The organism is Ruminococcus albus AD2013 (genome assembly GCF_000526775.1).
Taxonomy (GTDB): Bacteria; Bacillota; Clostridia; order Oscillospirales; family Ruminococcaceae; genus Hominimerdicola; species Hominimerdicola alba_A.
In genome coordinates, this window is record NZ_JAGS01000001.1 from 2,713,453 (window position 1) to 2,736,971 (window position 23,519).

Genomic DNA, 23,519 nt, shown 5'->3' on the forward strand with positions numbered 1-23,519 from the left:
TTTCAGAGCAGATATAAGCAAAAATTTATTAAGCCGTGCAAGTCATCACGACCTGCACGGCTTAATTATTTATTATCTTACTTCAGAAACGCCAGCACAAACACCGCAGGCGAGTTCCAGTATATCGTGATCTCGTTCATAGAGTAGCTTGCGGCGAGATCTGCAAAACATTTCATAGGCGGAGTATCCGACGGTATCACTGCCTGTGCAAAGGGATCATTCAGCCCCTTGTTAGGGCCGCCCGATACCATGCCGGGCATACATTCATCTATGCCGTCAGCAAATGCAGGACGAAGATGCAGTTCGTTCACACGGAATTCTCCCGTGCCGGATACATAGCTTATACCCAGAGCATTTTTGCCCATCAGGTAATCAAGCTGGTTAGCCGCATATTCCTTTGCTGATTTATCTCCGTTCAGCAGACAGTTCACAGCGAAAATCATGCCGTTTTTCATGACAGTCATATTGCTTCCCCAGTGATAACCGCTTCGTTCAAGCGCCAGACCGTATCCGCTTTTTGCCGAAAGCTTTTTAAGTACTTCCGCCTGATCGGCAAAAGTCTTTTTCAACTTATCCGCGGTTTCATCGTAACTTCCCCGCTCTGCCAGCAGGTAAGCCAGCGAACCGAGTCCGCCAACCTCTCCGTAGCCGAATTCTGTCAGCGGGAAATCCTTCTCCATCTGCGCCAGCATCTTGTCTTTATATAATGTATCCCCCGTCAGCGCGTACATCTCGGAATAAGCCCAATACCTGTTCGAGTTATCGTCACGCTCATAGTATCCGCCCGTATTGCAGCCCTCGGGATTTTTAAAGCCTATAAACTCAGGGTGTTCTTCCAGCCAGTCGGCAGATTTTTTCGCCGCTTTGCACAGAGTCTCCGCGAAGTTATTGTCGAACTTTTTATATATCCCGCTTGCAAGGGCAGTGACAGCTACAAAGTCAGCCACAGCCATCGATGACACAGGGAACACCACAATCGGAGCGTTATCCTCTTCAGGCATGATAAAGGGCGCGTGATGCATGGTCGTGACCTTATGGTACACCCCGCCGTCCTCACGCTGCATTTTCAGCAGCCATTCAAGCTCATAACGTATCTCGGTGAGGATATCAGGCATACCTCCATCGGGGATATCCAGTTTCAGCCCGTCAAAGACATTCGGAAAAAGCTTGTAAGCATAAAGCAGATGCGCCGCCGCTACTGCCCCCGCTGTAACGTATCTGCCGTAATCTCCCGCATCATGCCAGCCGCCCGAAACATCAAGCGTGACACTGCTGTCTTCATACAGTGTAGCTGCCGAACAATGGCATGGCTTGTGGTGATATACGCCCGCATATTCGGGTTCAAGGGCGCAACCGCACCGCAGATAGTAGTATGCTTTCGAGATATCATACAACAGCTTGTCATAAGCATCGCTGCCTATCCTGAAAAGCGCAGAAGTCCTGCCGCCTGCGTGAACACGGTATATTCCCTCTGTTTTAAGTTCGGAAAAATCAGCAGTACGAACTGTATCTCCCGAATCCTCATCATAGCCGAAATAAACGGTCTTGCCCTCAAAGACAGTATCACCCTTATCATCACATACCGTGAAATCCTCAGCATCAAAAGGCATGACCGCTATCTTTCTGCGGTCGGGAGTATACCCCGCCTGATCCACAAATATACCGAAAGGCGTATATTTTATCTCAGCAGCTGAGCTGTCAAAATATTTCTTATCCATAGTATCTCTCCTTTCGGGAAAAGTTACTTTTTACCATTATATCATCTTATTTGAAAATGTCAATCTAATATACTTTCAAAAAGTAGAACAAATCTATATTTTTTTCATAACGCCCCTTTTGTCTGACAGTTATTTCGCATTTGTACTATTTAAAATATTTATCTCACAAAATTATATATGAAATATATTGATTTTTTTGAGATTATATGATATAATATCTTAAATGTAACTAATTGCAGGCATATGATATGCCCGATTAAGCATTTGCCTATGTAATGTTGAAATAAAATGTCAGAAGGTGATATGCTATGAATAATACCGAAAACACATCATCTGTTAAAACAAGGCTTTCAGTTTCCATACGATTACCGCTGCTGATCATCACAAGCTTTCTTCTGATAATCATAACGGTCATTGTCATGGTCTATCTCAGGTTTGAAAAACGAACTGTCGAAGAATATACTGCCATGGGTAAAAGTGCCACACAGCTTATGACAAATACATTCGACGCAGATAAGATGCCGCTGTACCTTGAAAAAAATTTTGAACTCGAAGAGTACAATGATATACGCGAAGAACTCATTATGCTGAAAAAGAACTACCCCGATGTAATGTATATGTACATATACCACTTTATCCCCGAAGGCGGTGAAGTCATATTCGATCTGGACAGCGATTACAACCTTGACGCCGACCCGCCCGGTACGCTGTATGATCCGGATCCTGCTGTTCTGGAATATATGGACGATCTCTGTTCCGGCAAAGAGGTGCCTGCCATGACAGGCGATACCGAAGACGGATATATGCTCACATATATGCGTCCCGTATTCAACAGCAAAGGCGAGTACGCCTGCCATGTATGCGTGGATTTCTCAATGGAAGATCTTCACAAGCAGGATCTGCGATTTGTGCTGGGTCTGCTATTAGCCCTTATCGCTGTCATGATAATTATTACAGCGCTGGATATCATGTATATGAAACGTAACATCACAGGTCCCATAGACCGCATAAAAAACGCCACCGATAAATTCTCATACGAAAAAGAATCCGATCACCAGGATAATATACGTATCATGGAAGAACTGGGTATCAATACAGGTGACGAGATCGAAGTAATATACAAGCTGTTTATAGAATTCATGAAAAACAACCTGAATTATATGCGTAACCTGAACCAGGCAGAAAACGACATCAGGTCAAAAGAAGCCCAGATAGGTCAGATAAGCGAAGAAGCTTACAGAGATATACTCACAGGTGTCGGCAACAAGACTGCCTACTCCAAGAGGGTAAAGGAGATCAATGCGGCTATACCCGACGGCAAGTGTGATTTTGCTATCGTAATGATGGATATAAACGACCTCAAAAAAATAAACGATGTTCACGGTCACAAAGCGGGCGACCAATACATAAAAGGCTGCTGTCATCTGCTATGCGAGACTTTCAAGCACTCCCCTGTTTTCCGCATTGGCGGCGATGAATTCGTGGCGATACTGCAGGGTCCCGATTTTGAAAACAAGCAAAGCCTTTTAGAGCGTCTTAGAAACGACCTGAACGAATCTTATTCAAACGAAGACCTTGACCCATGGCTTCGTTACTCAGCCGCCGTGGGTATGGCTGATCTCGCTTCCGATGACAACACTTTCGAGCTTGTGTTCAAACGCGCCGATCAGGCAATGTACGAGGATAAAAAGCGATTCAAAGAACAGCATGGCAGTTACCGCTGATATTCATAAGAAAAAGCAAGGCACTTCTGTTGCTTCAATAACAGAAGCGCCTTTTATTATGCATAAAAAAGAGACCGCCGAAGCAGTCTCTCTTGATTTATATAGAACAGGAAATTTATACCTTATATGGAATAGAAGTGGTTCATGCTGCCATCGCCCCAGAAACCGAGATAACCGTGGTTGAAATCCTCGGGATGTTCAAGGTACATATCAACAGCTGCCTTAACGCTGGGTGTTACCTGATAGGAATAAGTACCCAGATAAAGTGTCCATTCAAGACCTGAGAACTGGTTGGGCTGAGTAAGTACGCCCCATATGGTGTTGGGGAATCTGGAATCGTAAACTCTGTTCATTACGACTTCAACGACCTTAGCCTTTTCGTACTCGCTTATCCAGTTAGCACCGTACTCATGACCTACAACGTTGCACAGCCAGATGTATTCTTCATCTGTTACCTGTATCTTTCTGCCGTTGTCCTGCTGTTCCTCTGCCTGAGTTTCCTCAGCGGGTGCAGGCTCTTCGGAAGAAGTTTCCTCAGGCTGTTCCTCATAAACAGGCTCGCTCTCAACATACTCGGGCTCATCGTATACCGGAACTTCCTCATAAACAGGCTCTTCGTAATATTCCTCACTTACTGTCTCGGGAATTTCCTCAACAACAGGAACGGTAGTAACTGCGGGTGCAGATGCTGCCTTCTTCTCGACCTTCTTCTCTTCTGCAGATGTCTTGGCAGTCTTCTTGGAAGCCTTAGTAGTTTCGGTCTTCTTTTCAGCCTTCTTAGTAGTAACTGCTGTTGTCACAACAGTGATCTTGTCCTCAGCTGCTTCTTCAGATGTAGTTTCCTCATCAGTAACAGTTTCATCTGAGGTAGTTTCATCATCAGTGGTATCCTCGTCATCTGTGGTCAGTTCCGAGTATGTCTTGACAGTTACATTTTCATCTGCGCTGCCGCTATTGTTTGCTGCCTGATATGTAAATCCTGCAAAAGCTCCTGTAGCTACCATGCATACTATAACGGCTGCGATCTTAAGTTTAGTCATATTATAATCCTTTCTCATTTATCTGTGGTTATTAATCTCTCTCTTTTGTTCACGATGACTATAATAACACATTTCACCAAAGATTACAATAAGGTTACATTGGTTTTCCATTTTGTAAACACTTCAAACGCATGATTAACCTCATTTTTTGTTTATCATACACAATAAAAAAGCCGATTTTTTGACCATATTTTGAACTTAATTATATATTTTAATCATTGCTCAAAAGAGAAAATCCCCGAAAAATCAGTATTTTCGACCCGTTTCGAGCCGATTTTTTACCCACTTTTACAGCTAAAAAAATCAGTCTTTTGACACCGTTTTTGTCATATAATACAAGTTGTAACCGATTACATTTTTGCTACACCGCGCTCTTTTTTCTTTGGCATACTCAGACGCTAACTTGTTCGACCCGCGCAAAACAGGACTTTACATTTATGGGAGAATATGATATAATATTATATATATGTCTTTTCAAAGGAACGGCGGTGAGCTTATGGTCAACAAAAAGATATGGTTCAAAACTCCCGCAGATGACTGGAATGTTGCTCTGCCTGTGGGCAATGGCAGGATAGGGGGTATGTGCTTCGGCAAGCCTGTTTGCGAGATCATACAGCTCAACGAGGACTCCATATGGTCGGGCGGATACCGCAGGCGCAATAACGCTTCCGCTCTTCCGAATCTCGAAAAGGTCAGACAGCTTCTACGCGAGGAAAAGATAGCCGAAGCCGAAAAGATAGTCACCGAAGCTTTCTGCGGCACTCCCGAAAGTCAGCGCCACTATATGCCACTTGGTGACCTCACCATATACCATTATAAAGAGGGCACCTGCGAGTACATAAGCCGTTCCCTCGACCTTGAAAATGCCGTCTGTGAAACACGCTATACTATCAACGGTACAAACTTCACAAGGCGCGTCATATGCTCCGAGCCTGCACAGGTCATGGCTATATGCATCGAAGCCGATAAGCCTGCTTCTGTATCCGTAAAGGTCGGCATCGGCGGGCGAGATGACTATTTTGATGACAACACTCCCATAAACGACACCGATATCCTCTATTACGGCGGAAGCGGCTCCGAAGATGGAATATGTTTTGCCGCCTATATCCGCGTTATCGGCGAAGGCGGCACAGTCCTCAGATGGGGCAGCAGCATCGTCACCGAGTGCTGCGACCGCGTGACAATAATACTCGGCGCACAGACAAGCTTCCGTGTGACCGACTACAAAAAAGCGGCTGAGCTTGATGTTCTCACCGCTGCTGAAAAGACATTCGATGAACTTCTGAAAGAACACACCGAGGATTACCGAAGCTTTTTTGACAGAGCTTCCATAACCTTTGAAGATACTGCCGATAACACCCTGCCCACCGATGAACGGCTTGCGGCAGTAAAGGCGGGCGGAGTTGATAACGGACTTGTATCGCTGTATTTCGACTTTGGCAGATACCTGATGATATCGGGCAGCCGTGAGGGCACTCTACCCCTGAATCTGCAAGGGATATGGAACAAGGATATGTGGCCTGCATGGGGTTCAAAATTCACGGTGAATATCAACACCGAGATGAATTACTGGTGTGCGGAGACCTGCGGTCTCGGGGAACTGCATACGCCGCTGTTTGACCATATCGAGCGTATGCGGCCGCATGGCAGGGATACCGCCCGTGAGATGTACGGCTGCGGCGGATTTGTCTGCCACCACAACACGGATATCTGGGGCGATACCGCTCCGCAGGATATATGGATACCGGGCACACAGTGGGTCACAGGCGCGGCGTGGCTGTGCACTCATATATGGGAACACTGGCTCTTTACGCAGGATAAGGAATTCCTTGCACAGAAATACGATACCATGAAAGAAGCCGCAAAGTTCTTCGTGGATTTCCTTATAGATGACGGCAGCGGCAGACTTGTCACCGCCCCATCGGTATCACCCGAGAATACCTATATCACCGAAAGCGGCGCGAAAGGTTCTGTATGTATAGGACCTTCCATGGACAGCCAGATAATCTATCAGCTTTTCACCGCAGTTATCGAAGCGGGAGAAATACTTGATACAGATAAAGCTTTCGGAGAAAAACTCCGCACCATGCGGGATAAACTGCCCAAGCCCGAGATAGGCAAGTACGGTCAGATAAAGGAATGGGCAGTGGACTACGATGAAGCCGAGCCGGGGCACAGGCACATCAGCCAGCTTTACGCGCTGTACCCTGCGGATATGATATCCGTAAGGCATACTCCTGAACTCGCAAAGGCGGCAAGAGCAACTATCGAGCGAAGGCTTGCAAATGGCGGCGGACACACAGGCTGGTCGAGGGCGTGGATAATAAACCACTGGGCAAGACTGCACGACGGTGAAAAGGTCAAGGAGAATATCGCGGCTCTGCTGTCGAATTCGACTTCGGACAATCTGTTCGATATGCACCCGCCTTTCCAGATAGACGGAAATTTCGGTGCGGCTGCAGGTATTGCGGAGTCATTGCTGCAAAGCCATAACGGTGAGATACAGCTTCTCCCCGCACTCAGCCCCGACTGGAAAAGCGGCAGTTTCAGGGGACTTCATGCAAGAGGCGGATACACGGTGGACTGTGTATGGCAGAACTCTCGACCCACCCGATGCACCGTGACCCCGATACAGGACGGCAAATGCACCATTGTTCTACCCAAGGACTGCAAACCAACGTCAGTCAGCGCAGACCACGAATACTGCGGCGACTGCATCGTGGTAAGCACCAAAGCGGGCAGAAGTTTCGAGATAATGTTCGGATAAAATTATATAAAGAGGTGAACTACGATGTCGGTGTCGATATATTACGAAGCCGAAAGAAAGCATAAGCTGAACGATGAAGAAAAGGCAGAGGTCAGTGCGATAGTTGACAGATACTGCGCAAAGTACCCATTTGAAGAAAAGTACGAAGACTTCTGCCTGTACAGTGAGCCTTTTGACTCCGAAGAAACCGTGCTGCAAGGCTCAACAGCCCTGCCCGCAGGCAGCGACATCGTATATGATATACTATGTTACTGGCTCGAATGTCTGACAGAGCTGACAAGATATCTTCAAGGCTGCCAATGGCACGTAAATATTGATGATATGGACCTTACCTGGGATGAGGACAGCGGCTGGCTGCCCGATATCTGAATGTAGCAAGAGAGGAAAGTAAACAGTAAAATGAAGATGAGATTTTTATCAGCCGTTATCGCGGCAGTACTTATGTCAGGCTGTCTGGCGGCGTGCGGTAATGAGATACACAATAACAAAGATGTCACCGCCGAACTTGACCTGCTGACAGCAGACGAGGATACCACCGACGAGGAGACTACCAAGGAAGAAGCAGTCACCCCCGTACCCGAAGAAGAAAAGACCGAAGACGAGGTCAAAAGCTTCAAGGAAGTCAAGATAAAGGCGGCTGAACTGAAGTACAAAAAACACGAAAAGACTTATCAGGCTGAGAAAGGCAAGCTTAACGGCACTGCCGCAGAAGCCTCCAAGCGCAATGGCTATGAGGGCAGCGGCTATGTTTCGGGCATATCTCAGGAAAGCGACTGGGAACTTGAATTTGAAGTCCCTACAGACCAGTTCTATAATATAGTACTGACAGTAGGTTCGGACGAAGCAGCAAGCGGCGGATTCAGCCTTGACGGCAGCAAATACAGCGAGTTCACCGTAATAAACGAGGACAACGAAGGCAGATTCGAAAATATCTCCTTCAAGAATGTCAAGCTGAAAAAGGGCAAGCACAAGGTGTCATTCATACCCGATACAGGTATAGTAGATATCGACCAGGTGAAGGTGACTGCCAACGACGAGATAAACAAGCTGAGCCTTAATGCCACAGGCGCAGTGCTCTCCGATAAAGAAGCCGAGTACAACGCAAAGGCATTGTACAGGCTTATATGCAATAACTACGGCACAAGAGTGCTTCTCGCCCAGAATGATACAGCAGGCACGAATTACGAAAGTGAATTGATACATAAAGTTACAGGCAAATACCCCGCTGTACGGCTGGGTGACATGATGTATGTAACAAGCACCAAGCACGCCGACCAGTCCGCCGCCGAGATAGCGGAAGCCCTCAAATGGTACAAGGACGGCGGTATTGTGGGATATATGTGGAACTGGACTTCACCAAACAACCCCGATGACAATGAGAGCGTATATGCCGAGAACGCAAAATTCAATATAACTAAGGCAGTGACCGATGAAGCGATAGCTCTCCTTGACCCCGATACCCTGGCACAAATGGCTGAGGACGGTACTATATCCGATGAATGTCTCAAAATAATCACCGATATAGATAAGGTATCCGAACAGCTGATAAAACTCCGCGACGATGGTGTTCCCGTACTGTGGCGTCCTTTGCAGGAAGCCTCCAACGGCCTGTACTGGTGGGGCAAAGATGCAGATTCCTACATTTGGCTCTGGCAGACGATGTATGCCCGCATGACAGGCTACCACGGTCTGCATAACCTGGTATGGGTTTGGTCAGCACAGAATATCAACTGGTATGTTGGCGGAGATTACTGTGATGTCCTCTCTGCGGACGTATACGGCAGCGATAAGAGCGGTCAGGTGAATGCACTGCTTTATCTGCAAAGTGTTGCAGGCGGCAAGCCAATAGCTATGAGCGAATGCGACCGTATGCCGCTTATACAAAATCTAGCCGATGAACACGCTATGTGGGCGTATATCGGGCAGTGGGGCGGAAGCTGTATAGTAAACGAAGAAGGCGGTCTGTCGGAAGAATTCAACACCGAGAAAGACCTTATAACCATGTATAACAACGACCTCACCATCACCCGTGATAAACTCCCCGACCTGATGACTATGGCAACGGAGATAAAGAAAGAGGAAGAAAAAGCCACAAAGGATAAATCCAAGAAAGCTAAGGCAAAAAAAGATACCGAGGATTGATATAAGCAAAAGGCACTCCTGCGCGGGAGTGCCTTTGTTCTTTATATTGCGTACAAAATAAAAAAGCCCGCATATGCGGACTTTTATAAATCTCGGAAAATTATTCCTCGGTCTTAGCCTCGATGAACTTAACGATATCACCAACAGTCTTGATGTTCTCAACTTCCTCATCGGGGATCTCAAGATCAAAGCTCTCTTCAATATTCATGACCAGATCAACAACGTCCAGAGAGTCAGCACCCAGATCTTCAGTGATAGAAGCGTCTGTAGTTACCTTATCCTCGTCAACGTCGAGCTGCTCAACAATGATCTCACGAATCTTGTCAAATACCATGTTCATTTCCCTCCATTCTATACATTACTGGAATTCTCAGCAAGACTTTCATCCTGCTTCGTATCAGAATGCGGAAACTCTTCAAAGTCTCCGACAACCCTAAACTTATTATAGCGACTATTTATCATTTCGTCAAGCCCTTTTTGAAATTTTCTTTGTAAATTTTGCAGACTTTCTGAAATAAACGCTGAAATGTTTTCCGCGGTCTGAGTAGGGTCATTATGCGCCCCTCCGTCAGCCTCGGGAATGATGTGATCGCACACCTTTAATTTTACAAGATCTTCCGCGGTGATCTTCATGATATCGCAGGCTTCACGTTCGCGGGAAGCGTCTTTCCAGAGGATACTTGCAAAGCCCTTTGGAGATATTACCGAGTACAGAGCGTTTTCAAGCATAGCCAGTTCATCGCATACAGCCAGCGCCAGTGCGCCGCCCGAACCGCCTTCACCCAGTATTATTGATATCACAGGGGTCTTCAGCGTCATGAACTCCATTATGTTGCGGGCTATGGCTTCGCCCTGACCTCTCTTTTCAGCCTCAACACCGGGGTAAGCACCGGGGGTATCAACAAGGCATATAACAGGTCTGTGAAATTTTTCAGCCTGACGTGCCAGCCTTAAAGCCTTGCGGTATCCCTCGGGATGGGGCATACCGAAGTTGCACTCCTGATTTTCTTCAAGGTCGCGTCCCTTGACCTCTGCTATGACCGTTACAGGAGTACCCTCAAAAGAAGCCACACCGCCGATTATAGCTCTGTCATCGCCGCACAGCCTGTCGCCGTGCATCTCAAAGAACTCATCGAATATCATCGGTATATAGTCCAGAGCGGTAGGTCTGCCCTTGTGCCTGATTATATCAAGCCTGCGGCTTGCCGAAAGCTGTTCACTCATTTTCAGCGACCTCCTTTACCTCGGGACTTTTATGGAGCTTGATAAGGTGAGCAAGAACTCTTCTCATCTTATTGCGCTCGACTATCATATCAACAAAGCCGTTTTCAAGCATGAATTCAGCCGACTGGAAATCATCGGGGAGCTTCTGCTTGATAGTACCCTCGATGACACGTCTGCCCGCAAAGCCGATAAGCACCTTGGGCTCGGCGATTATGATATCGCCCAGCGAAGCAAAGCTTGCTGTAACGCCGCCTGTGGTGGGGTCGGTCATTACCGATATGTAAAGTCCGCCTGCCTCGTTGTGCCTTGCAACAGCACCCGAAGTCTTAGCCATCTGCATAAGGGATACTATTCCCTCCTGCATTCTGGCTCCGCCCGAAGCCGTAAAGGCGATAACGGGAAGTTTGTGGGCTGTGGCGTACTCAATGGCGCGTGTTATCCTTTCACCGACAACACTGCCCATGGAAGCCATCATGTAGTTTGAATCCATAACTATTATAACGATATCCTCACCGCGTATCTTAGCCCTGCCTGTCAGCACAGCATCGGTAAGCCCTGTCTTTTCACGGAGCTCCTTCTGCTTGTTGTCATAGCCAGGGAAGTTTATGGGGTTCTTGGATATCATCTTTCTGTCGAACTCGCGGAAGCTTCCGTCATCAACGGTTATCTTCAGCCTTTCCTTGGCGGTCAGGCGCGAGTGATAATTACAGTTGGGACATACCTTGCCGTTCTGATTGAATTCTTCGATGAAGGTCACGTTCCTGCATCTGGGACATTTGAAAAGCAGCCCCGTGGGGATATCCGTCTTTTTTCTGGAAGAACCGTCATCATTCTTATCGCTTCCGAGACGTTCCCTCACAACTGAGAAAAAATCCTCAAACTGCATCAGCCTTCACCTCTTTCATCGGCTAAGATGTCCGTGCGGTTAAGAAAACCGTTGTCGTAATCGCCCGCGATAAATTCTGGGCGGCGTATAAGTTTCAGCTGGAAATCCACGTTGGTGGCAACACCGTCAACGATAAACTCTGCCAGAGCCCAGTTCATCTTGGCGATAGCCTCTTCCCTGTCCTTGCCGTGAACTATCAGCTTGCCTATCATGGAATCGTAATAAGGCGGTATCTCGTAGCCAACGTATGCTGCCGTATCCACTCTCACACCAAATCCGCCGGGTATGAACATGGAATTTATCTTTCCGGGGGAAGGTCTGAAGTCCTTGGTGGGGTCTTCGGCATTTATACGGCACTCGATAGCGTGACCTGTAAGCTTTACGTCCTCCTGCTTTATGGAAAGCCTTTCTCCCGAAGCTATCAGCAGCTGCTGCTTAACAAGGTCGATACCTGTTACAGCCTCGGTTATAGGATGCTCAACCTGTATACGGGTATTCATTTCCATAAAATAGAAATTGCCGTTCTTATCCACCAGAAATTCGATAGTACCCGCATTTCTGTAACCGCATACTTTTGCCGCGGTAACAGCCGCCTTGCCCATCTTCTCACGGAGTTCCTGAGTCATGAACGGCGCAGGCGATGGCGCTTCTTCAAGCACCTTCTGGTTTCTTCTCTGCATCGAGCAGTCTCTCTCGCCGAGATAGATAACATCGCCGTAATCGTCAGCAAGTATCTGTATCTCGATATGCTTGGGGTTCTCGATGAACTTCTCTATGTATACCTCGTCATTGCCGAAGCAAGCCAGTGCTTCCTGTCTTGCGGCTTTCATCTGAGATTCAAGTTCTTCCTCACAGTGTACTATCCTTATGCCGCGTCCGCCGCCGCCCGCCGAAGCCTTGACCATCACAGGATATCCCAGGTCGCGGGAAAGGGTCTTAGCCGCGTGTATATTGGATATCGCGCCGTCACTGCCCATTATTACGGGCACGCCGTTTTCCTTCATGGTCTCCTTAGCCTGCGCTTTGTCGCCCAGCATCTCTATGGATGTGGCACGGGGACCTATGAATACTATACCGCACTTCTCGCACATTCTGGCAAATGCGGGGTTCTCCGACAGAAATCCGAAGCCGGGGTGTATAGCCTCAGCCCCTGTTATCTCACAGGCGGAGATTATCGCGCGTACATTCAGGTAGCTGTCCTTGCTCTGGGCACCGCCTATGCACACGGCTTCGTCCGCCAGCATAGCGTGGAGAGCGTTCTTATCAGCAGTAGAATATACTGCCACAGTCTTTATGCCAAGCTCACGGGCAGCACGTATTACGCGCACCGCTATCTCGCCGCGGTTGGCAATAAGGATCTTTTTAAACATATCTATGCTCCTTCAAAGACTATTTATTTTATGGCAAAAGTTATCTCGCAGGATACAGCCTTCTTGCCGCCGACGGTAGCCAGCGCCTTGCCCACGCCGATAGGACCTTTTACCTTGATTATCTCAACTTCGATCTCCAGTGTGTCACCGGGTACTACCTGCTGACGGAACTTGCAGTCATTGATACCGCCGAAGAATCCTATCTTGCCCTTGTTCTCGGGAAGTGCCAGCAGAGCCACTGCGCCTGCCTGTGCGCACATCTCTACCATCAGCACACCGGGTGTTACAGGGTACTCGGGGAAATGTCCCTTGAACCAGAAATCATCTGCCTTTATATACTTTGTAGCCTTTACCCTCTTGCCGATCTCCAGCTCATTTATCTCATCGATGAGCAGGAAAGGATCGCGGTGAGGGATAATTTCCATTATCTGTTCTTTGTTCATAAGAACTGCCATTATCTATTCCTCCGTTATATGTGTTTACTGTTTTCATTGTGATAATCGTACATATCGTTCATATTTGCCGCTTTGACTGATTTAGCTATCATTCGTCCGAGTTTGAAAAACGGTGTCACGAAAATAATACTCAGTGAGTATACTACGAGATATACCGTATATATTTCTTCCACATAAGTACAATTTGCCAACGCGTATACTGAATCAGAATCAAGAATTAAATTCATTATAATGCCTATGGGAAACACAAACGCCAGCCATATGCCTATTTCCTTGAAATGTTTGCCCACTGCACTGTCTTCTTCTACCGTGAAACTGTTATAGAATATCAGATAACATACAGGCATTACCAGCAGAGGCAGTACAAGTATACAAATGAGCTCCACCAGATCCCTCGGCACCTCATCATCAAATAAGCTTAATGCCACGGGAGCAAAAGCTCCGCAAATATGTCCCCAAAAACAGAAAAACATAAAATTTCGCCTTGGGTGAAGTTCATTCTGATACATAACGTCACCTCCGAGCATCACAAAGCCTGTTCCTTTCAGGGATACTGCATTACTCCAGTATCATAACAGTCTGTCCGAACTCAACAGCATCGCCGTTCTGTACGCAGATCTCCTTTACCACGCCGTCGAATTCGCTGGGCACTTCGCTCATAACCTTCATGGATTCAATGATGAATATAACATCGCCCTTCTTTATCCTGTCGCCTACCTTTACAAAAGGCTTGCTGTCAGGTGAGGGTGCAGCATAGAATGTACCAACTATCGGAGCAGTTACTTTAGTGCCCGATACCGCAGCAGGAGCGGGAGCTTCACCGCCCATTGGTGCAGGTGCGCCCATAGGAGGCATACCCATCGGGGGCATCACAGGCATGGGGGCAGGTGCGGGAACACACCTTTTGCCCTTTATGGTGATGGTCTTGTCGCCATCTGTTATAGTCAGCTCTGAAAGTTCTTTGGCATTTATTATATCAGCGAGTTTTTCAATAGTTTCAAGGTCAAACTGACCGTATATCTTTTCACTCATCTGTGGATTCTCCTCCTGTGATCAATCACATTTTTTAATACAAATAGTAGCATTGTGTCCGCCGAAGCCCAGCGAGTTTGAAAGGGCTGCTTTCACGGTCATCTCGCGGTTGCCCTCTGTAACATAATCAAGGTCGCACTCGGGGTCGGGGGTGGTATAGCCGACAGTTCTGTGTACGAAGTCGTTCTTTACCGACAGTGCTGTGATTATAGCTTCAACGCCGCCCGCAGCACCCAGCAGGTGTCCTATCATGGACTTTGTAGAGTTAATAACTGTCTTTCTTGCAGCGTCCTCACCCAGTGCCAGCTTTATAGCCTTGGTCTCGTACTTGTCGTTAAGACCTGTGGAAGTGCCGTGTGCGTTGATGTAAGTAACTTCCTCGGGTGCAAGACCTGCTTCGGTGTATGCCATCTTCATTGCGTGTGCCGCAGCATCACCCTCGGGAGAAGGGCTTGTCATGTGGAAAGCATCGCCCGAAGCGCCGTAGCCTGCTATCTCAGCGATGATGTTAGCTCCTCTGCTCTTTGCGTGCTCATACTCCTCCAGCACCAGCATACCTGCGCCCTCACCGAGAACAAAGCCCTGTCTGTTGGCATCGAAAGGTGTTGAAGCCTTATCAAGCTCGGTAGCCTGTGAAAGTGCTTTCATGTTGTTGAAGCCGCTGAGTGAGAATCTGGAGATACAAGCCTCTGAACCGCCGCATATGCAGGCATCCAGATAGCCGTCCTTGATCTTGCGGAAAGCTTCGCCGATAGCGTGTGTTGCCGATGCACAGGCTGTTGTGGTACAGTAGTTGTCACCCTTGAAGCCTGTCTTCATAGCAACGGTACCTGCTGCCATATTGCCTATCATCATGGGTATAAAGAATACCGATACCTTGTCGGGCTTCTCGTTGAACTTTGTTACTTCAGCCTCGGTCATGTTAAGTCCGCCGATACCTACGCCGATTATAACGCCCACACGGTAAGGATCGAGATCCTTGAGGTCGCTGCCTGCATTCTCAAGTGCCTGCTTTGCCGAATACAGAGCGAACTGTGTGAATCTGTCCATTCTGCGGGATTCCTTCTTGTCTATGTAAGCCGAAGGATCGAAATCCTTTACTGCGCCTACTATCTTAACGGGGAAATCGCTGGCATCGAACTGGTCTACATAGCTGAGACCGATCTTGTTAGCCTTGATATTCTCCCAGAACTCATCTACATTCTTGCCGAGAGGGTTAACAGTACCCATACCCGTAATAACTACTCTTCTGCTCAATTCAAACACTCCTCGCTTTATGTCCTGTTACATCATTATGCCGCCGCTTATCTCAATGACCTGACCCGTAACATAAGCCGCATCCTTGGAAGCTAAGAACGATACCACGCCTGCGATATCCTCAACTTCGCCAAAACGCTTCATAGCTATCTGTCCGAGCATAGCGTTCTTCTGGTCATCAGTCAGCTTATCTGTCATAGGTGTCTTAATAAATCCGGGTGCTACTGCGTTGCAGGTTACGCCGCGGGAACCCAGCTCCTTGGCAACGGTCTTGGTCATACCTATGATAGCTGCCTTTGTAGCCGAATAGTTTATCTGTCCGGGATTGCCGTAAACACCAGCCACGGAAGCCAGATTGATTATCCTGCCCGACTTCTGTCTCATCATAACGTTGCCCACGAACTTGGACATATTGAATACGCTCTTCTGATTTACAGCAACTACCAGATCGTACTGCTCCTCGCTCATTCTTGCCATCAGACCGTCGCGGGTGATGCCTGCATTGTTTACCAGTACATCGATAGAACCGAATTCAGCCTTGATAGCCTTTACAGTCTCCTCAGCCTGAGCATAATTGGATACATCGCATATGAACTTCTGTACCTTAACGCCCTCAGCCGCTATCTTTTCCATTATGTCGTTATCTTCAAACATAGCCTCGCTGATATCATTGAGAGCTATATCAAATCCGTCCTTGGCAAGTCTCAGTGCGATAGCCGCACCGATACCTCTTGCCGAACCGGTTATAAATGCAGTTGCCATTTTATTTTCCTCCGTTTTTATCGTTTCAAAATCGGGTCATCTTTTTTTATATACATCAAACTCTGCAAATATCTTATTGCAGTTTTTGCAGTATTTTGCGAGTGCAGGGTATTTATCTCTGACATCCAGATAACAATATCTGTCCGCACGCGCGGGTAGCAGCTTTGATAAAAAACTCTTATTACGATGATTCCTGATAGTTTTGTTGGAATACCACCGTATTTCCGAAGTTTCCCGAAGCAGTACCTTTGTCGGTCCAAAAGTCGCATATTTTTTGTCCGTCGGAACAGATATGCGTCCGCTTCTGAGTTTTCCACCGCACCGCGGGCATATCCTGAACGAACGCTCTTCCAGGTATTTCTTATCTTCCATATTATCTGCTCAGTATCTCTTCTGCCTGTGCGAACATTTCCTCGATTATATCCTTTGCAGGCTTTACTTCGTTTACCATGCCCGCGATAGCGCCGCAGAGGAATGAACCTTCATCGAGGTTGCCGTCCTGAACAGCCTTTCTCAGTGCGCCGAGGGTTATCTTCTCGAACTCGTCGGGGTCGATACCGCCCTCCATCTCACGCTTAGCCAGCTGTTTCAAGAACTTGGTCTTTACGTTTCTGCAAGGATGACCTGTTGTACGTCCCGTAACTACGCTGTCGGTGTCCTTAGCCTTTACGACCAGTTCCTTGTAGGTGGGGTGTATCTGACACTCCTCAGCCGCAAGGAAACGTGTACCTACCTGTACGCCCTCAGCACCCAGCATAAAGCTTGCGCAGATACCTCTGCCGTCAGCTATTCCGCCTGCCGCGATAACAGGTATCTCAACCGCATCGACTACCTGGGGTACAAGGCACATGGTTGTGTTCTCACCGATATGTCCGCCGGATTCGGTACCCTCAGCGATAACTGCGTCAGCACCGCTTCTTTCCATTCTCTTTGCCAGTGCAACAGAGGGAACTACGGGTATTACCTTAATACCTGCATTCTTCCAGCCTTCCATGAACTTTCCGGGATTGCCCGCACCTGTTGTTACAAAAGGTACGCCCTCTTCAATAACGAGCTTAGCAAGGTCTTCCGCATTGGGGCTCATCAGCATGATGTTCACGCCGAAAGGCTTGTCGCCAACAGCTTCCTTTGTAAGCCTTATCTGCTCACGAAGATAATCTATCGGTGCAGAACCGCCTGCGATTATACCTGCGCCGCCTGCATTTGTTACGGCACTTGCAAGGGTATGTTCAGCTATCCATGCCATGCCGCCCTGAAGTATGGGGTACTTTACACCGAGAAGCTCGGTTATCCTTGTCTTTGTGGTAGTCATTCTACTTACCTCTCTTTTATTATTTTTTCGGGTCAGTTCACGCTGCCCGACTGATATTCAAAAAATTCCTTTGCATTGTCCCTTACTGCGTTATCGGCATTTTCATTGTTGATAACGCCCTCAAGCACGGACAGCAGCTCACTTTTGTCCGATGCCCCGTTTATGCACCTGTTCAGCATCCATACCGTGTGAAGTGACGGTGCACGCTTTACCGAATAGATAAGCAGCGGAACGAACTGCGGATAGAAACGCTCGATAAAATGTACCATCGCCCCGGGCATACCAAAGTCCGCCAGCGGGTGACGCTCCATAATACCCAGCAGAGCCTCAACAGTTTCAAAGCCCGCTCCTTCTGCTTCCATCTCCGATATTATTTCTTCCGAATCATACTCAAAATCGTCCGAGCCCACAAGGCTCTCCAGTTTTTCAAGCAAAGTATCCATAATATCTTCCTCTGCTTTATAATAGGGTCTTAACGATCTCGGGCAGCTTTCTTATGTCATCGAGCACAGCCGCACAGCTGTCTGCCTTACCGAAGCCGTAAGCCGCGTGTATAAAAGGGACTCCCGCTTCCTTTGCGGCATTTGCATCACCCTGAGTATCGCCCACGTATACACACTCTTCAATGCCCTGTCTTTCCATCATAAGACGAATGTTCTTTCCCTTTGAAAGACCTGTATTGCCCTCACATTCGATATCCGAAAAACATTCCGCAAAATCTATCTGTGAAAGGTATACCTCGATATATCCGCACTGACAGTTGCTGACTATGCCAAGGGTATATTCCTTTGCAAGAGCCTTTATTATCTCGCATTCCTCGGGATAAAGGGTCGGCAGACCCTCTTTCAGAGCGGTCAGATAGTCAAGCTCATCTTCGGAACACATTTTCAATATCCGTAATCTTTCAGCTTCCTCCATATCGGGGAATATCAGCGCCGCTATCTCGGGCAGGGTCTTTCCCATGCACTGCGAGCGCATGAACTCGGATGTTATCTGTTCCTCTCTGCCTGCTTTTTCGCGTATGCACTTGTTCCATGAACGTACTACCTGTTCGGAAGAATCCCACAGTGTACCGTCAAGGTCAAAGAGTATGCCTTTTTTCATTTAGCTTAACTCCTTATTTTTTATCCGAATAATGATTTTCTATCGCCATTTCGTATCTGTCATAGATATGCCCTCTGCCACTCTCAATAGCTTCAAGTTCACTTATGCAGAGGTCAGCACTGCGCTCAACAAAGCCGCGCACTATATCCATGCTGAAATGTCGGAGCGTACCCTCGATATGCATATCCATATCCGCATACAGATCGCTTATCAGATTTTCAGGTTCAAAGCCGTAATCCTTGTAAAGCCTTGTTTTCCTGAGCCTTTCGGGCACCGGGATATTTTTCTTCAGTCCGAATCCCGCTGTTATCTGCGGATTAAGCAGATTGTAGTCATTATAAAACTCCTCAAACAGACTTTTCTCTCCGCGGCGAGTTATCAGCCCCATGTCGATGTAGAATGTCTGCCTGAAAATATTGTCCGATATCAGATGAAAGTAGTATCCCAGATATATCGCATCTGTTCTCAGTTCATCAGCATATCTGTCATAAAAAGCCAGGCTGTCGAACCACTTGTACCTTCCCTCATCAAACACCGTTATAAAATGGGAATTCCTCTCCTGCTTCACCTTAGGTGGCAAAGCATCGGGAAGTATGCTCCCTATTATCAGACCGTCCCTGTCTTCTATATCCAGCCTGTCGGCAAGTGTTTTGCCTAAGGCTAAATGCATAAGTCTCGAACCCATCAGTACTCAAAGATTATGCCCGCGTAGGTCAGACCACCGCCGAAGCCTACGAAGCATACCTTGTCGCCGCGCTTTATGCGGCCCTCTGCCACTGCATCACAGAAAGCTATCGGTATAGATGCCGAAGATGTGTTGCCGTAGCGGTCTATGTATACCACCATCTTATCCATAGATACGCCGAGATTCTTTGCGGCAGTCTCTATTATGCGGACATTTGCCTGATGGGGTACTATTGCATCAAGCTCCTCGGGAGTGATGCCTGCTTTTTCGCAAGCCTTGGATACTGCCATGGGCAGAGCCTTTGTTGCGAATTTGTATACTTCCTTGCCGTCCTGAGTGAAGTAGTGAAGCTTGGTCTCGGGCATACCCATATCGAAGTCTTCCTTGTTCTTGCGGAATACGTTCTCGGACTTCATAGCCCTTGACACCAGGAATTTTGCACCGTTACCGTCAGCCCCCAGGAAAGATGACCACAGTGTATCGGGCTTTCTCTCCAGCACGAATGCCGCAGCGCCGTCGCCGAAGAGTATGCAGCTCGATCTGTCGGTATAATCAGTGAACTTTGAAAGTTCCTCAGCCGATACCAGAAGGACCCTGTTCACATCGTCCTCAGCCACAAGATATCTTCTCGCCATATCCAGACCATAGTCAAAGCCTGTGCAGGCACAGTTGATATCCATTGCCATACAGCCGATAGCACCAAGCTCGCGCTGTATAAGGCAGGCAGTGGAGGGGGTATAATAATCGGGAGTAACAGTACAGCAGATGATAAGATCAATGTCCTCCGCTTTAAGACCTGCGTCCTCCAGAGCTTTTTCCGCCGCCCTTGTACCTATCCAGTAGGTGGGTTCACCGTTTGTGATGTGGCGTGTCTTTATGCCCGTGCGCTGAGTTATCCACTCATCGCTGGTATCCACTATCTTTGCGAAATCCTCATTATCAGCTATCATCTCGGGCACATACTTGCCTATGCCCAGCACCTTTACTCCCGTTACCTTATTCACTTGTGACAATGTAATATCCTCCTTGAAAAAACTATATCTGTCTGTATCATATATAATCCCGCATCGGCACCGCGGACGCATTTACCCGAAGATCCGTAAATTCGCCGTCTGCGGATATCTGTATCTTATTTTACGTTATGTATGGAACGGATAATATCCCCTCTTCGCGATGCCCGAAACAACTCATCATTATGCATCATTTTGAATATTCCGTTACCGTACTGAAAAAACATACAAAAGCCTTGCAATATCGCTGAAACTGTGTTATAATTATATCTCGGTACTGCCACGAGGGCATTATATCCCTATAACGCAGCCTACCTTTCAATTATAACCTTTTTTTACTGCCAATTCAATTAACAAATTATGAACAACTGGGTCGCTTTCTGAAAATTCAAGGAATTTTTCATAGAATCTCGGGGGTTAGTTAATATTTTGTGACCGTTTTTGAAATTTATTTGCAAAAGTTTTTTTATTTAATTAAAGTCACTTCGCACAAGTTAATCCGCCGTAAATTATACGCAGTGAACATATACCATTGATGAATGACAGTACAGCATACGAACATATAATGTATAGGAGGAACAATTATGGCAAAGAATGTATTTTTATTTTCAGGGCAGGGCTCACAGTACACAGGCATGGCTAAGGAGCTTTGCGAGAAATATCCTGCTGCAAAGGCAGTGTTCGACAAGGCGAATGAAGTACTCGGCTACGATATAGCCGATATCGCTTTCAACGGTCCCGATGAGGAGCTCAACAAGACCATCAATTCTCAGCCCGCCATAATGGCGTGCTCTCTTGCCGCATTTGAAGCCGCAAAAGCCGAGGGCATCACCTTTGACGGCGTTGCAGGTCACTCTCTGGGTGAATATGCCGCAATGGTAGCAGCAGGAGTTGTTTCCATCGAGGACGGTTTCAAGCTGATAAAGGCAAGGGCTTCCGCTATGCAGAAAGCAGCCGAGAGCGCAAGCGGCGCAATGTACGCTATAATCGGTCTTGAGGCTTCCGAGGTCGAGAAGATCTGCGAAGAGACCGAGGGCTATGTAGTTCCCGTAAACTATAACTCGTCTGTACAGACAGTTATCGCGGGCGATACCGCAGCCTGCGAAGCAGCAGCCGCAAAGTTCGCCGAGATGAAGAAAAAAGCCATCAAGCTGAACGTTGCCAGCGCATTCCACTCCAAGCTGATGCAGCCCGCAGCCGATGAATTCATCACTGCCGCTAAGGAGATAACATTCAACCCCGCCGAAAAGGAATTCTATTCCAACGTACTGGGCACCAAGCTCACCGATTTCTCCAATATGCCCGAACTTCTGGCAAAGCACATCGTTTCGCCCGTTAAGTTCACATCGGAACTCGCTGAGATGGAAAATGCAGGCTACGAGAATTTCATCGAGCTGGGACCCAACAAGGTACTTACAGGTCTTGTCAAGAAGACCCTCAAAGGTAAAAACGCTGTAAATATCGAGAATGAAGCTACTCTGGCTAAGGCACTTGAAAGTCTGAACGGCTAAGATCATCTTCCCCTCGCTTACAGCGGGGGGATTTTTATACACCGAGCAATGACCAATGGTCATGCATTTAAGATAAGATAGGGGATCATTATGGAAAAATTCAACGAGATCGTCCACGAGATAGATGACTGTGTCTGGGGCATCCCGCTTATTGTAATTATAATGTTCTGCGGACTTCTGCTTACTGTCCGCGTTGGTCTGCTGCAAATAAGGAAACTCGGTCTTGCACTGAAATATATGTTCAAGGACGAAGAGGGCAGCAGCGGTGAAGTATCGGGATTTCAGGCACTTTGCACCGCACTTTCCGCAACTGTCGGCACAGGTAATATCGTAGGTGTAGCAACCGCACTGTGCGCAGGCGGACCGGGTGCGCTCTTTTGGATGGAGATAGCCGCATTCCTCGGCATGGCAACAAAGTACGCCGAGGGTCTGCTTGCCATAAAGTACCGCCGCAAGGATAAAAACGGCAGTATGCTTGGCGGACCTTTCTACTACATAGAGAGCGGCATGGGCGAAAAATGGAAATGGCTGGCAAAACTTTTCGCGCTGTTCGGTGTCCTGGCAGGACTTATGGGCATAGGCACCATAACCCAGATAAACGGCATAACTTCAGCCGCCAACGGTTTCTTCGACCCAGACAGCACACATACCGTGAACATTTTAGGCACCGATTATACATATACCACCATCATCGCGGGCATAATGATAACAGTATTCGCCGCACTGATAATAATCGGCGGCATCAAGAGGATAGCGACCGTTTCCGAGGTCGTAGTACCTGCTATGATTTTGATTTATGTCGGAAGCTGTCTGCTGATAATCTTCACCCATTTGTATGATATCCCCGATGCAGTATCACAGATAGTTAAAGGTGCATTCGGTTTACGACCCCTTGCAGGCGGACTTTCAGGCTTTGCACTTATGAAAGCTTCCATGCGCAGCGGTGTTTCAAGAGGTATCTTCTCCAACGAAGCAGGACTGGGTTCAGCACCTATCGCCGCAGCCGCCGCAAGAACCAACGAACCTGTCCGTCAGGGTCTTGTCACCATGACAGGCACTTTCATCGATACTATCATAGTATGCACCATGACAGGACTTTCCATCGTTATAGCAGGCAGCCATGAAAAAGATCTTAAAGGCGTAGCCGTAACCACAGATGCTTTCCGCCACGGTCTGCCCTTCCCCGAAAAAGTCTCCTCATTCATGCTGATGTGCTGTCTGGCAGTTTTCGCATTCACAACCATACTCGGCTGGAATTACTATTCTGAACGTTGTCTTTCCTACCTCACAGGTTCAAAAAAGTCAGTTACAGCAGTGTATAAATGGGTATACATAGCTTTCGTCTTCATAGGACCCTACCTCACCGTAGAAGCTGTGTGGAACCTTGCAGATATCTTCAACGGACTCATGGCACTTCCGAATATCATAGCCATAGTCTTCCTCTCGGGCACAGTAAGCAGAGAAACAAAAGACTACTTCAAGCGCCTGAAACAAAACCACTCCGCCTGACGTTCTGTCCC

23 protein-coding genes are annotated in these 23,519 nt (G+C 47.5%); 6 read left to right on the forward strand and 17 right to left on the reverse strand.

Annotated features, from left to right (window positions below; genetic code table 11):
* Window positions 1-77: 77 nt before the first annotated feature.
* Complete coding sequence (locus tag N773_RS0112030; RefSeq protein ID WP_051454284.1) at window positions 78-1,718, reverse strand: glycoside hydrolase family 9 protein; 1,641 nt, start codon at window positions 1,716-1,718, stop codon at window positions 78-80.
* Between the two features lie 308 nt (window positions 1,719-2,026).
* On the opposite strand from N773_RS0112030, the gene N773_RS21305 reads away from it, so the two are divergent.
* Window positions 2,027-3,442, forward strand: coding sequence for a sensor domain-containing diguanylate cyclase (locus N773_RS21305; RefSeq protein WP_024858023.1), 1,416 nt, complete (start codon window positions 2,027-2,029; stop codon window positions 3,440-3,442).
* A 122-nt stretch (window positions 3,443-3,564) separates the two neighbouring features.
* Here the strand turns inward: N773_RS21305 and N773_RS0112040 are convergent, their stop codons facing one another.
* Window positions 3,565-4,482 carry a cell wall hydrolase gene (locus N773_RS0112040; protein WP_024858024.1) on the reverse strand — a complete coding sequence of 306 codons (918 nt, stop codon included), beginning with the start codon at window positions 4,480-4,482 and terminating at the stop codon, window positions 3,565-3,567.
* 496 nt (window positions 4,483-4,978) lie between these two features.
* On the opposite strand from N773_RS0112040, the gene N773_RS0112045 reads away from it, so the two are divergent.
* From N773_RS0112045 to N773_RS0112055, 3 genes are read left to right on the forward strand one after another with little or no spacing between them, the layout of a single operon-like run.
* Window positions 4,979-7,249 carry a glycoside hydrolase family 95 protein gene (locus tag N773_RS0112045; protein WP_024858025.1) on the forward strand — a complete coding sequence of 757 codons (2,271 nt, stop codon included), beginning with the start codon at window positions 4,979-4,981 and terminating at the stop codon, window positions 7,247-7,249.
* 24 nt (window positions 7,250-7,273) lie between these two features.
* On the forward strand, window positions 7,274-7,618 hold the full coding sequence (locus N773_RS0112050; protein ID WP_024858026.1) for a hypothetical protein: 345 nt from the start codon (window positions 7,274-7,276) through the stop codon (window positions 7,616-7,618).
* Between the two features lie 30 nt (window positions 7,619-7,648).
* Window positions 7,649-9,391, forward strand: a complete 1,743-nt coding sequence (locus tag N773_RS0112055) for a glycosyl hydrolase (RefSeq protein ID WP_024858027.1) — start codon at window positions 7,649-7,651, stop codon at window positions 9,389-9,391.
* 100 nt (window positions 9,392-9,491) lie between these two features.
* Here the strand turns inward: N773_RS0112055 and acpP are convergent, their stop codons facing one another.
* The 15 genes from acpP to N773_RS0112130 all read right to left on the reverse strand — a co-directional run bounded on the left by acpP (window position 9,492) and on the right by N773_RS0112130 (window position 20,482).
* A complete protein-coding gene (gene acpP / locus N773_RS0112060; RefSeq protein WP_013499722.1) occupies window positions 9,492-9,725 on the reverse strand; it encodes an acyl carrier protein in 234 nt (77 codons plus the stop codon).
* Between the two features lie 17 nt (window positions 9,726-9,742).
* Window positions 9,743-10,615 carry an acetyl-CoA carboxylase carboxyltransferase subunit alpha gene (locus N773_RS0112065; protein ID WP_024858028.1) on the reverse strand — a complete coding sequence of 291 codons (873 nt, stop codon included), beginning with the start codon at window positions 10,613-10,615 and terminating at the stop codon, window positions 9,743-9,745.
* Window positions 10,608-11,501, reverse strand: coding sequence for an acetyl-CoA carboxylase, carboxyltransferase subunit beta (gene accD, locus N773_RS0112070; RefSeq protein WP_024858029.1), 894 nt, complete (start codon window positions 11,499-11,501; stop codon window positions 10,608-10,610). Before accD ends, N773_RS0112065 begins: the two co-directional genes overlap by 8 nt.
* Complete coding sequence (locus N773_RS0112075; RefSeq protein WP_024858030.1) at window positions 11,501-12,871, reverse strand: acetyl-CoA carboxylase biotin carboxylase subunit; 1,371 nt, start codon at window positions 12,869-12,871, stop codon at window positions 11,501-11,503. The genes accD and N773_RS0112075 overlap by 1 nt, the downstream gene beginning before the upstream one ends.
* A 23-nt stretch (window positions 12,872-12,894) precedes the next feature.
* Complete coding sequence (fabZ, locus tag N773_RS0112080; RefSeq protein WP_024858031.1) at window positions 12,895-13,326, reverse strand: 3-hydroxyacyl-ACP dehydratase FabZ; 432 nt, start codon at window positions 13,324-13,326, stop codon at window positions 12,895-12,897.
* Window positions 13,327-13,340: 14 nt separating this feature from the next.
* Entirely contained in the window at window positions 13,341-13,754 is a 414-nt protein-coding gene (locus N773_RS0112085) for a hypothetical protein (protein WP_155250892.1), read from the reverse strand.
* Between the two features lie 130 nt (window positions 13,755-13,884).
* Entirely contained in the window at window positions 13,885-14,358 is a 474-nt protein-coding gene (gene accB / locus N773_RS0112090; RefSeq protein WP_024858033.1) for an acetyl-CoA carboxylase biotin carboxyl carrier protein, read from the reverse strand.
* 21 nt (window positions 14,359-14,379) lie between these two features.
* Entirely contained in the window at window positions 14,380-15,615 is a 1,236-nt protein-coding gene (gene fabF / locus N773_RS0112095; RefSeq protein ID WP_024858034.1) for a beta-ketoacyl-ACP synthase II, read from the reverse strand.
* A gap of 27 nt (window positions 15,616-15,642) precedes the next feature.
* Complete coding sequence (gene fabG, locus N773_RS0112100) at window positions 15,643-16,377, reverse strand: 3-oxoacyl-[acyl-carrier-protein] reductase (RefSeq protein ID WP_024858035.1); 735 nt, start codon at window positions 16,375-16,377, stop codon at window positions 15,643-15,645.
* A gap of 36 nt (window positions 16,378-16,413) precedes the next feature.
* Window positions 16,414-16,749: a PF20097 family protein gene (locus N773_RS0112105; protein ID WP_024858036.1), complete on the reverse strand. Its 336-nt coding sequence runs from the start codon at window positions 16,747-16,749 to the stop codon at window positions 16,414-16,416.
* A 1-nt stretch (window position 16,750) separates the two neighbouring features.
* Window positions 16,751-17,689, reverse strand: coding sequence for an enoyl-[acyl-carrier-protein] reductase FabK (gene fabK, locus N773_RS0112110; protein ID WP_024858037.1), 939 nt, complete (start codon window positions 17,687-17,689; stop codon window positions 16,751-16,753).
* 32 nt (window positions 17,690-17,721) lie between these two features.
* Window positions 17,722-18,132 (reverse strand): hypothetical protein, encoded by a 411-nt coding sequence (locus N773_RS0112115; RefSeq protein WP_024858038.1) that lies wholly within the window; start codon window positions 18,130-18,132, stop codon window positions 17,722-17,724.
* A gap of 16 nt (window positions 18,133-18,148) precedes the next feature.
* On the reverse strand, window positions 18,149-18,793 hold the full coding sequence (locus N773_RS0112120) for an HAD family hydrolase (protein WP_024858039.1): 645 nt from the start codon (window positions 18,791-18,793) through the stop codon (window positions 18,149-18,151).
* 13 nt (window positions 18,794-18,806) lie between these two features.
* Window positions 18,807-19,463 carry a zinc dependent phospholipase C family protein gene (locus tag N773_RS20215; RefSeq protein ID WP_043538244.1) on the reverse strand — a complete coding sequence of 219 codons (657 nt, stop codon included), beginning with the start codon at window positions 19,461-19,463 and terminating at the stop codon, window positions 18,807-18,809.
* Window positions 19,464-19,477: 14 nt separating this feature from the next.
* A complete protein-coding gene (locus tag N773_RS0112130; RefSeq protein ID WP_347494404.1) occupies window positions 19,478-20,482 on the reverse strand; it encodes a 3-oxoacyl-ACP synthase III family protein in 1,005 nt (334 codons plus the stop codon).
* A gap of 590 nt (window positions 20,483-21,072) precedes the next feature.
* Between N773_RS0112130 and fabD the strand changes: the two genes are divergently transcribed.
* Together fabD and N773_RS0112140 are read left to right on the forward strand one after the other, a co-directional pair.
* A complete protein-coding gene (gene fabD, locus N773_RS0112135) occupies window positions 21,073-21,999 on the forward strand; it encodes an ACP S-malonyltransferase (protein WP_024858041.1) in 927 nt (308 codons plus the stop codon).
* Between the two features lie 90 nt (window positions 22,000-22,089).
* Complete coding sequence (locus N773_RS0112140) at window positions 22,090-23,508, forward strand: alanine/glycine:cation symporter family protein (protein ID WP_024858042.1); 1,419 nt, start codon at window positions 22,090-22,092, stop codon at window positions 23,506-23,508.
* Window positions 23,509-23,519: the final 11 nt, after the last annotated feature.

Coding starts and splice junctions, on each gene's coding strand:
- fabZ (WP_024858031.1), bottom strand. CDS start 13,326: ATGGCAGTTCTTATGAACAAAGAACAGATAATGGAAATTATCCCTCAC.
- N773_RS0112140 (WP_024858042.1), top strand. CDS start 22,090: ATGGAAAAATTCAACGAGATCGTCCACGAGATAGATGACTGTGTCTGG.
- N773_RS20215 (WP_043538244.1), bottom strand. CDS start 19,463: ATGCATTTAGCCTTAGGCAAAACACTTGCCGACAGGCTGGATATAGAA.
- N773_RS0112120 (WP_024858039.1), bottom strand. CDS start 18,793: ATGAAAAAAGGCATACTCTTTGACCTTGACGGTACACTGTGGGATTCT.
- N773_RS0112050 (WP_024858026.1), top strand. CDS start 7,274: ATGTCGGTGTCGATATATTACGAAGCCGAAAGAAAGCATAAGCTGAAC.
- N773_RS0112030 (WP_051454284.1), bottom strand. CDS start 1,718: ATGGATAAGAAATATTTTGACAGCTCAGCTGCTGAGATAAAATATACG.
- fabD (WP_024858041.1), top strand. CDS start 21,073: ATGGCAAAGAATGTATTTTTATTTTCAGGGCAGGGCTCACAGTACACA.
- N773_RS0112105 (WP_024858036.1), bottom strand. CDS start 16,749: ATGGAAGATAAGAAATACCTGGAAGAGCGTTCGTTCAGGATATGCCCG.
- N773_RS0112055 (WP_024858027.1), top strand. CDS start 7,649: ATGAAGATGAGATTTTTATCAGCCGTTATCGCGGCAGTACTTATGTCA.
- N773_RS0112075 (WP_024858030.1), bottom strand. CDS start 12,871: ATGTTTAAAAAGATCCTTATTGCCAACCGCGGCGAGATAGCGGTGCGC.
- N773_RS0112045 (WP_024858025.1), top strand. CDS start 4,979: ATGGTCAACAAAAAGATATGGTTCAAAACTCCCGCAGATGACTGGAAT.
- fabG (WP_024858035.1), bottom strand. CDS start 16,377: ATGGCAACTGCATTTATAACCGGTTCGGCAAGAGGTATCGGTGCGGCT.
- accD (WP_024858029.1), bottom strand. CDS start 11,501: ATGCAGTTTGAGGATTTTTTCTCAGTTGTGAGGGAACGTCTCGGAAGC.
- acpP (WP_013499722.1), bottom strand. CDS start 9,725: ATGGTATTTGACAAGATTCGTGAGATCATTGTTGAGCAGCTCGACGTT.
- N773_RS0112115 (WP_024858038.1), bottom strand. CDS start 18,132: ATGGATACTTTGCTTGAAAAACTGGAGAGCCTTGTGGGCTCGGACGAT.
- N773_RS0112040 (WP_024858024.1), bottom strand. CDS start 4,482: ATGACTAAACTTAAGATCGCAGCCGTTATAGTATGCATGGTAGCTACA.
- fabK (WP_024858037.1), bottom strand. CDS start 17,689: ATGACTACCACAAAGACAAGGATAACCGAGCTTCTCGGTGTAAAGTAC.
- N773_RS0112065 (WP_024858028.1), bottom strand. CDS start 10,615: ATGAGTGAACAGCTTTCGGCAAGCCGCAGGCTTGATATAATCAGGCAC.
- accB (WP_024858033.1), bottom strand. CDS start 14,358: ATGAGTGAAAAGATATACGGTCAGTTTGACCTTGAAACTATTGAAAAA.
- N773_RS21305 (WP_024858023.1), top strand. CDS start 2,027: ATGAATAATACCGAAAACACATCATCTGTTAAAACAAGGCTTTCAGTT.